General features: G+C 63.7%; 7 protein-coding genes. 3 read left to right on the top strand and 4 right to left on the bottom strand.

Annotated features, from left to right (window positions below; all coding sequences use genetic code 11):
- Both V7E26_RS28570 and rnd read left to right on the top strand, forming a co-directional pair.
- Window positions 1–965: protein adenylyltransferase SelO (locus tag V7E26_RS28570; protein WP_324422740.1), on the top strand; the 965-nt coding region annotated here is incomplete at its 5' end.
- Window positions 966–1,548: 583 nt separating this feature from the next.
- Entirely contained in the window at window positions 1,549–2,697 is a 1,149-nt protein-coding gene (gene rnd / locus V7E26_RS28565; protein ID WP_324422739.1) for a ribonuclease D, read from the top strand.
- A gap of 119 nt (window positions 2,698–2,816) precedes the next feature.
- On the opposite strand, the gene V7E26_RS28560 is transcribed toward rnd, so the two are convergent.
- Window positions 2,817–3,950 carry an autotransporter outer membrane beta-barrel domain-containing protein gene (locus V7E26_RS28560; RefSeq protein ID WP_324422738.1) on the bottom strand — a complete coding sequence of 378 codons (1,134 nt, stop codon included), beginning with the start codon at window positions 3,948–3,950 and terminating at the stop codon, window positions 2,817–2,819.
- 388 nt (window positions 3,951–4,338) lie between these two features.
- Here V7E26_RS28560 and V7E26_RS28555 point away from each other — a divergent pair, with 388 nt between their 5' ends.
- Complete coding sequence (locus V7E26_RS28555; protein WP_324422737.1) at window positions 4,339–4,542, top strand: cold-shock protein; 204 nt, start codon at window positions 4,339–4,341, stop codon at window positions 4,540–4,542.
- A gap of 220 nt (window positions 4,543–4,762) precedes the next feature.
- Here V7E26_RS28555 and V7E26_RS28550 read toward each other — a convergent pair whose 3' ends face one another.
- The 3 genes from V7E26_RS28550 to V7E26_RS28540 all read right to left on the bottom strand — a co-directional run.
- Window positions 4,763–5,494 carry a glutathione S-transferase family protein gene (locus tag V7E26_RS28550; RefSeq protein WP_324422736.1) on the bottom strand — a complete coding sequence of 244 codons (732 nt, stop codon included), beginning with the start codon at window positions 5,492–5,494 and terminating at the stop codon, window positions 4,763–4,765.
- A 58-nt stretch (window positions 5,495–5,552) separates the two neighbouring features.
- Window positions 5,553–6,206 (bottom strand): phosphoribosylglycinamide formyltransferase, encoded by a 654-nt coding sequence (purN, locus tag V7E26_RS28545; RefSeq protein WP_324422735.1) that lies wholly within the window; start codon window positions 6,204–6,206, stop codon window positions 5,553–5,555.
- On the bottom strand, window positions 6,203–6,475 hold a 273-nt coding region (locus V7E26_RS28540; RefSeq protein WP_324422734.1), incomplete at its 5' end, for an AIR synthase-related protein. The genes V7E26_RS28540 and purN, both read right to left, overlap by 4 nt.

The following is a 6,475-nucleotide window of genomic DNA, read 5'->3' as shown; positions in this document are numbered from 1 at the left end:
CCGTCCTCACCCGCGTCGCGTCGAGCCATATCCGCGTCGGCACCTTCCAGTTCTTTGCCGCGCGCGGCGACACCGACGGCGTGCGCGCGCTCGCCGACCACGTCATCGCCCGGCACTATCCTGATATCGGAATCGCCGAACGCCCCTACCACGCGCTGCTCGAACGCGTCGTCGCGCGTCAGGCCGATCTCGTCGCGCGCTGGCTCCTGGTCGGCTTCATCCATGGCGTCATGAACACCGACAACACCTCGATCTCGGGCGAGACCATCGACTACGGCCCCTGCGCGTTCATGGACGACTACAATCCGGCGCAGGTGTTCTCCTCGATCGACGAGATGGGCCGTTACGCCTACGCCAACCAGCCGCGCATCGCGCTGTGGAACCTGACGCGGCTCGCCGAATGCCTGCTGCCGCTGTTCTCCGACGACAAGGACAAGGCGATCGAGCAGGCGCAATTCATCCTTAGCGACTTCGCCGAAAAGTTCACCGCCGCCTACCAGGCCGGCCTGCGCAGCAAGATCGGCCTGTTCACCACACAGGAGGGCGACGAGACCCTGGTGCAGGATCTGCTCGATGCGATGGCAAAGCATGAGGCCGATTTCACCCTCACCTTCCGCCGCCTTTCCGACGCCGCCGGCGACGGCGCTGACGACAAGGTCCGCGATCAGTTCACCGATCCCGCAGCCTTCGACGATTGGGCGACGCGCTGGCGGGCGCGCCTCGCCGACGAGCCGCAATCGTCGGCCGAACGGCAGGCCGCCATGCGCGCCGTCAATCCGGCCTTCATCCCGCGCAACCACCGCATTGAAGCGGCGATCGCGGCTGCCGGCAACGACGACTACGCGCCGTTCGAGGAATTGCTGACGGTGCTGTCGAAGCCCTACGAGGATCAGCCGGCGTTTGCGGCCTACGCCGAACCGCCGATGCCGGACCAGCGCGTGCTGCGGACGTTCTGCGGGACGTGAGCCCCGATCCATCCGCGTCATTGCGAGCGAAGCGAAGCAATCCATCGATCGGCAAACACAAAAGCATGGATTGCTTCGTCGCTTCAGCGCAAAATTGCTTTGCAATTTTGTCGCGAACTCCTCGCAATGACGGCGATGGGGTCCGGTGAAACCCTTCCTGCGCGCTGCCGTTAACCGAACTCCTTAAGCCTCCATCCACCATCCGCGCACACGCAGTTCTCCCGCCTCCACGAATTAAGAAACCGTCAACGCCCGCCCCACAAATCTAACGACATATTGGGGGAGAATTGCCGTGGACGCCTTTGCTTTCGCATTGATGGGAATGGCGATGATTGCGCTTTGTCTGGTCGTGCTCGCGATCCCGTCGGGCCGCCGCCGGTCGCGGCACATCCGTTACGAGTAACGGGTTCGCTCACCTCGCCGCTGCCTGACGGCCGGAACGGCGCTACCACACACAGCCGGCCGCGGTTGAGTCGCAAAAAAGCCGTGCTCAGGCTCAAATGCACGGCTCAAATCCTGTGCGACACCCTTGACATATCAGCGTTTTCGGCAGAACGCCTTACCCGCGCGTCATGGATTGTTCATGGATCTGATTACCACCACTTCCGACCTCGCGGCCGCCTGCTCCCGGCTCGCCCAGCACAAGGTCATCACCGTCGATACCGAGTTCCTGCGGGAGACGACCTACTATCCCCTGCTCTGCGTCGTGCAGATGGCGAGCGCGGATGAGGCCGTCGTGATCGACACGCTGGCACCCGGCATCGACCTCAAGGCATTCTTCGAGCTGATGGGGAACGAGGCGGTGCTGAAGGTGTTTCACGCCGCCCGCCAGGACATCGAAATCGTCTGGCACCTGTCGAACACCATTCCGCACCCGATCTTCGATACCCAGGTCGCCGCGATGGTGCTCGGCTATGGCGACAGCATCGCCTATGACCAGCTCGTCGAGCGCGTCACCGGCCATCGCCCGGACAAGACCCACCGTTTCACCGACTGGTCGCGCCGGCCGCTGACGCCCGAGCAGATGCACTACGCGGTCTCTGATGTCACCCATCTGCGCGATGTCTTTGCGGCCCTCGACGCCGATCTGAAGAAACGCGGCCGCAGCGACTGGGTCAGTGAGGAGATGGAAATCCTGACCTCGCCGCGAACCTACGATTTCCATCCCGAGCGCGCCTGGGAGCGGCTGAAGACCCGGGTGCGCAAGCCGAAAGAACTCGCGGTGCTGATGGAAGTCGCCGCCTGGCGCGAGCAGGAGGCGCAAAGCCGCGACGTACCACGTTCGCGCGTCCTGAAGGACGACGCGGTCGGCGACATCGCCACCCATGCCCCGACCTCGCTGGAGCGTCTCGCCAGCCTGCGCTCGCTGCCGAAGGGGTTTGATCGCTCGAAATGGGGCAGCGACATCATCGCCGCCGTGCAGCGCGGCGTTGCCCGCGATCCGCATACGCTGCCGAAGATCGAAAAGCCGCGCGGCAATTCCAATGGCGCCGCGACCGTCGAGCTTCTGAAGGTGCTGCTGCGGATGACGTCGGAACGCCACGCCGTCGCCAGCAAGGTGATCGCCACCGTCGACGACCTCGACCAGATCGCAGCCGACGACCACGCCGACGTCCCTGCCCTGCACGGCTGGCGGCGCGAATTGTTCGGCGAAGCCGCGATTGCGCTGAAGCACGGCCGGCTGGCGCTCGCGATCGAGAAAGGCCGCGTCGTCAGGGTCGATCGGACGTAGCGCCGGGGCTTTCATCCTTCGAGACGCATCGCTTCGCGACGCTCCACAGGACGAGGTCTTAGACCCTCATGGTGAGGAGGCGCGTGGCGCCGTCTCGAACCACGAGGCCAGCGACGGCGCTACCACTTCAACTCCAGCCCCAGCGTGCCCTGATGCGACTGCATCGCGGCGCGGAATTTGCCGTCGTAGTTCATGTAGACCCGCGCGGTGTTGCTCAGGAACAGCGATGCCGAGCCGCCGGCATCGGCGCCGTAGCGGCTCTCGCCGATGCCCTGCAGGGTCAGGCTCTGGGTACCGAGGCTGACGGTGATGTCGGAGAAATTCTGCACGAGATTGTCGACGAACTTGCCGTAACCCGATAGGTCCAGAATCTTGCCGTCGAAGATCCAGTACTGGCCGATCTCCGCGCCGATCAGGAGCCGTCCGCGCTGCACGGTGGCGCTGGTCGCCGACACCGGATCGAGGCCGCCGATCTCCTGCAGCGCGCCGGTCTGCGCGCGGACATATTCGAACGCTGCCTTGGGCACCACGCGGTATTGATCCCTGGTCCAGTAGTAGCTGATCTCGCTCAGGGCGCCGTCGAGCCGTGCGTTGTATCCGGCCGTCGCGAATCCCAGCCCGGTATCGCGGAGGGAATGGATGTTGCCGAAGCCGTGCACGACAGCGCTTGCCCAGGTCCATGGGCCGCTGTCGACGGAAGCTGTGAAGCCGAGTTGGGTCAGGTCGATCGTCGCCGACTGCAGCGCCAGCGGAATGTCGATCGCGGAACGGCTCTGGTCGACCGAGAAGCCGACATTGATGCCCGGCGCCACCCGCGCGCCGATTCCACCGACGCCGCCCCAGGTCTTCCTGTTGTCGCCGACGAAATCGCCGACCGCACCGTTCCGGGTGTAGTTGCCATAGGTTTCGAACCAGGCCCGATAGCGCGGCGCTTCCGTGGCCTCGGAGGCGCCGCCGCCGCCGGGATTGGTGCGTTGCAGACGGTTGAAGCCGTTGCTCGACTGATTGCCGAGCCGCTCCAAAAAATTGCTGCCGAGATTGGTCAGCGCCGCGCCCGATGTCACCGTCGAATTGATCACGGTCGGCGTGGGGCTCGGGGTCGGCGACGGCGTGGGTGTCGGGGTCGGCGTTGGCGATTGCGCGTGCGCGGCTGACATGACGGTCAGGAGGACGAATGCAACCGCGCCCAGACGCGCCAATGCACGCCCGCTTCCGATCTTCCATGCTCGCGAGGGCCGCCGTGAGCCGCGCATGCAATCCATTCCAAAGGGGCCAGGGCTTCCAAAAGGCCAGAGCTTCCAAAGACCGCGGCGAAAAATGCGCAAATGCCGATAAACGCCAACGATTTGCCTCCAGTTCGCGTGAGGGGTCAATCGTCGCTCCGCCGAATACGCGGCATTGTGGTTCGTCTGCCACAGACCGCGACATCAGGGCGATTCGCCGGGGCCACAAAGATCACGAGAATGCCCAAATTTGATGTCGCAATCGGCAGTGCAATCGGATTCGGGCCGTTTGACTGTGCGTTTCGCGAGTAAGAAATCAATCAGCTACCGGGGAGCCCGTTTGTGGCGTGGCACGTGGAAAACGTGGCCGCGCCTTTTTTGTGTCCGGACTATCTAGGTCCAAACTTGGAGACAGGCGATGCAGAAGGGCACCGTGAAGTGGTTCAACCCCACCAAGGGGTATGGGTTCATCAAGCCGGCGGCCGGCGAGAAGGACGTGTTCGTCCACATCTCGGCCGTCGAGCGCGCGGGACTCTCCACGCTCAACGAGAACCAGCACATCGAGTTCGACCTTGTCGAAAATCGCGGCAAAACCTCCGCGGAAAACCTCAAGGTCAACTAATTAGTTAGACCACACCACCTTGAACCCCCGGCCCAGCCCGGGGGGTTTTCTTCGCCTTACGAAAACACATCAAACCAGGCAGTGAACCCATAAGGACCGGGATTGGGTCGTTTTGCGGTTTTCTCAGGGGTCGCAAAGCATCGCCAAGGACTCGCTACGGGGCACGCCCGATTTATGGATGAACGGCGAATGCGCGTTTGTGAGTCTATGGCCCAAAACTTCACGCCGCAGATTGACAACCCGCGATCTCCTGAAGTTCCGGATAGAATCGCGCGGTCATCCGGCCGACATAGCGCCGCAAATTGTCGTGGCTTGCAGCCGCCCGCTGCAGCTCCGATTCGAACAGCGGACAAATCGCGCTGACCGCAAACGCAAACATCGTGGCGTCGATGCCGGCCGGCGTATTGCCCATGAAGAACGGCTTGTCGCCGAGATAGGCCGCCATCGCTTCGATCGAGCGGATTCCGATCGCGGTGATCTCGTCGGCGGAGTGCCGGCCGAGCCCCTGGCCATGCAGCGTCTTGCGCAGACGGCGGCGGATCATCGAGACAACCACGGGCCGGACCGGCGCAGGCACGTCCTTGAAGAAATTGACCGGCCCTTTCCTGAAATTCGCGTCGATCATCCAGCGGAAATAGACGCTGGCCCAGTAGAGATTATCCTCCGCCATCTTCTCGAACGCCCAGGAGATGGCAAGCTGCTCGGCGCTGAGACCCTGATCGAAGTCGATGCCGTATTTCTTCTCGAGGTGCCAGCGGATCAGGGTGGAGTCGCCGAGCAACTGGCCGTCGTCCTCGATGTAGGGGATTTTGCCCTTCGGCGCCTTTGAGAAGCTCATCAGCGCCTTCTCGAACGGCAGCTTCGACATCCGCAACAAGGTCTCAGCCTTGGTCACGAACGGGCTTGCGTCGGGAAGGCCGAAATTGGGCCCGGAGCCATAGAGCGTGATCATGGAACCTCGATGGGCTTCGTCGCGCGCGGCTCACCCGCGCCGGATCGCGCGGATAATATCAGATCGTCCGCGGCGAAATCAGGGTGCCGTCGCGATCCGCGCTGTCCGCGATCCTGCAATGATCGCCTTCGAGGCGAAGCCGGCCGCTCGCCAGAAGGCGCAACGCCTCCGGATAGATGCGATGCTCGATGCCGAGAATGCGCTGCGAGAGCGCCTCGGCGGTGTCGTCATCGGCCACCATGACCGCGCCCTGCATCACGATCGGGCCGGCGTCGGTTTCGGGGATGACGAAGTGCACGGTCGCGCCCGAGATCTTCACGCCAGCCTTCAACGCCTGGCCGTGCGGATCGAGGCCCGGAAAGGACGGCAGCAGCGCGGGATGGATGTTGAGCATCCGGCCGTACCAGCGCTGCACGAATTCAGCGGTGAACAGCCGCATGAATCCGCCGAGACAGATCAGCTCGACGTTTTCCTCGTCCAGCTTGCGCTGCAGGACCGCTTCGAAGCCCGCGCGATCCTTGCCGAACGGCTTGCTCTCGATCACATCCGTCTTGATGCCGCTGGCGGCGGCCTTCTCCAGCCCGAGCGCATCGGCCCGGTTGGAAATCACGGCGACGATCTCGGCCGGAAAGTCCGCAGCCTTCGCCGCGTCGATCAGCGCGGCCATGTTCGACCCGCGCCCGGAGATCAGGATGGCGACGCGGCGCTTCATTGCGAAAGATCGAGATGGCCGTTGTAGACCACGCGATGTTCGCCCGCGGCCGGGATCACCTCGCCGAGCAGCGCGACGGTTTCGCCGCTCGCGGTCAGGACTTCCGTCACCTGCTCGATCGCGTCAGGCCTGACAATCGCGATCATGCCGATGCCGCAGTTGAAGGTGCGCAATAGTTCGAGCTCGGCGATGCCGCCCTGCTCCGCCAGCCATCTGAACACCGGCAGCACCGGCAGCCGCGCCAGATCGATGCCGACGCCGAGATGCTT

Origin of the sequence: Bradyrhizobium sp. (genome assembly GCF_036735945.1) — a bacterium.
Lineage (GTDB): Bacteria > Pseudomonadota > Alphaproteobacteria > Rhizobiales > Xanthobacteraceae > Bradyrhizobium.
This window is presented reverse-complemented; position numbering and strand designations above follow the sequence as displayed.